This window comes from Pelomonas aquatica (genome assembly GCF_026712205.1).
Taxonomy (GTDB): domain Bacteria; phylum Pseudomonadota; class Gammaproteobacteria; order Burkholderiales; family Burkholderiaceae_C; genus Pelomonas; species Pelomonas aquatica.
The window spans coordinates 1-1,924 of sequence record NZ_JAPPUW010000052.1; the positions used below are offsets into that span (position 1 = coordinate 1).

Below are 1,924 nucleotides of genomic sequence, written 5' to 3' on the forward strand. Positions count from 1 at the left end.
CCCGAAGTTCCAGCGCTCGTTGAGCGAGATTGCCTTGCGCCACAAGGACTTGGCGTGAGATCGGAGTTCCAGCTACTGCCTACAGGCGGATCTGCTGGATCAGCTCAAGCGCGTGGCGCTGCGTGGGGTTGGGCGTCGTGACGACATCGAACGTCGCGGCGTCGGCCCCGGCGACGCTGGTGCGGCAGGTGTTGCGCACGATGCCCCCGAGCTCGGCCATCAGCGTGGCGAAGCTGTGCACGGGCGTGCCGTCATCGAGCGTGCGCCGGGCCACTTTGTCCAGCGCCGCTTTGGAGCGCTTGGCCGGCGCCACCGGATCGCGCACGGCCTTGGCCGCCTGGTCGAGGTCGGTGAACATCAGCGCCGCCCAGGCCTCGCGCATGTGCCACTCGACGTAATAGGCGAGCATGCACAGCAGGATGTGCGCCCGCACGCGATCGGCCGTGCGATGGTGGATCGGACGCACCTTCAGGTCCACCGTCTTCAAGCTGCGGAACGCTCGCTCGACGTTGGCCAAGGCCTTGTAGTTGCGCACACAGTCGGGGGCGTCCATGCGCGCGGCCTGGACCGAGGTGCGGATGATGTACAGACCGTCCAGCGCCGCTTCGGCGGCGATCGCCGCGTGCTTGCGCGCGAAGGTGAAGCTCGCCTCACCGATGCGCAGCTCGAAGTGCTTGGCCACCTTGTAGCGGTTGACCACCCGGCCCACGGCCACCCCGATCTTGTCGGCGTCCTGCAGCCGCCCCGCCTGCACACGCGCCTGGATCGCCTGCAATTCCGTCTCGGTGGCGGTGAGCAGCTCCTGGCGCTTGTGTGCGCGCAGCGCCGCCAGCTGCGGGTTGCGGCACGCCACCAAGCGCTCGCCCGGGTACTCGGGCGAGGCGATCTCCAGCAGGTTGCGCTCGTCGAACAGCCCCAGCTGCAACTGCCCTTGCTCGACCAGGGTGCGGATCGAGGCGCTCCTGAGCGCCGTGATCCAGTCGATGCCCGGCATCTCGCGCAACTCGGCAATGGCCTTGGCTGAGATCATGCCGCGGTCGCCCACCATCACCAGCCGCTCGATGCCGAACTGCTCGCGCAGGCGCTGCACCTCGGGCAAGAAGGTGGTGCTGTCGGCCACATTGCCCTCGTGCACCGACACCGCCACCGGGCAGCCGAGCGCATCGGTGAGCAGCCCGTAGTTGACCTGTAGCAGGCCCTTCTTGCCGTCGCGGTTGTGCCCGAGCTTGGCCAGCGGGCAGGTGCTGCCCTCGAAGTAGCTCGACGAGAGGTCGTACAGCACCTGGCCGCCCTCATGCAGGTGGCGCGCCGCGAGCTTGTTCTGGATCGCGTCCTGGCGTGCGAGCAGCCAGTCCATGGCCGCGTACAGCTCGTCCTCGTTCGCGTCGGCCACGCCGAAGTCCGCGGCCAGCGTGGTGGTGTGCCACCAGCGCGTGGTGGCCAGCTTCGTGTGGGGCGCCGCGATGCGCGCGGCCACCATCGCCAGCACAAGGTCGCGCTCGCGAGAGGCCTTGGCCCCCAGCAGCGAGGCGAGGTCCAGGCGTTGCATGGCCAGGGCCACGGCGTGCACATGGCCGTGGGCCAGCGAGGCGGTAATCTCCAGCGCCTGCGACGGCGGCTGCAGGGCCTGGCCGGCCAGTACGGCCCGGATGGCCTCGACCTGTGAGGCCGACAGGCTGGAGAGGTTGGCCAGGGTGCGCTTGCGCACCTTCGTGCCCTCGCGGTAGGACTCTCGCAGCAGCACCGTCGGGGGCGAATCGCGGTTGGGCACGATGTGGATATGCATGCCTACATATATAGGACATACATAAAGAGAATTCAAGGCATTTACATGCCTACAAAATGAAGTCCGATCAAAGGCCTAACTCGTTGATCTGCAAGGGATCAGTCGCCAATCTGACGGCCTGATTGACCGGAACTTCGG

At 67.3% G+C, this 1,924-nt stretch carries 1 protein-coding gene; it reads right to left on the reverse strand.

Features of this window, described 5'->3' with window-relative positions; translation table 11 throughout:
* Positions 1 to 79: 79 nt before the first annotated feature.
* The gene (locus NYP07_RS23875) at positions 80 to 1,786 is read right to left on the reverse strand and encodes an IS1634 family transposase (protein ID WP_268154708.1); all 1,707 of its coding nucleotides are present in this window, start codon (positions 1,784 to 1,786) and stop codon (positions 80 to 82) included.
* Positions 1,787 to 1,924: the final 138 nt, after the last annotated feature.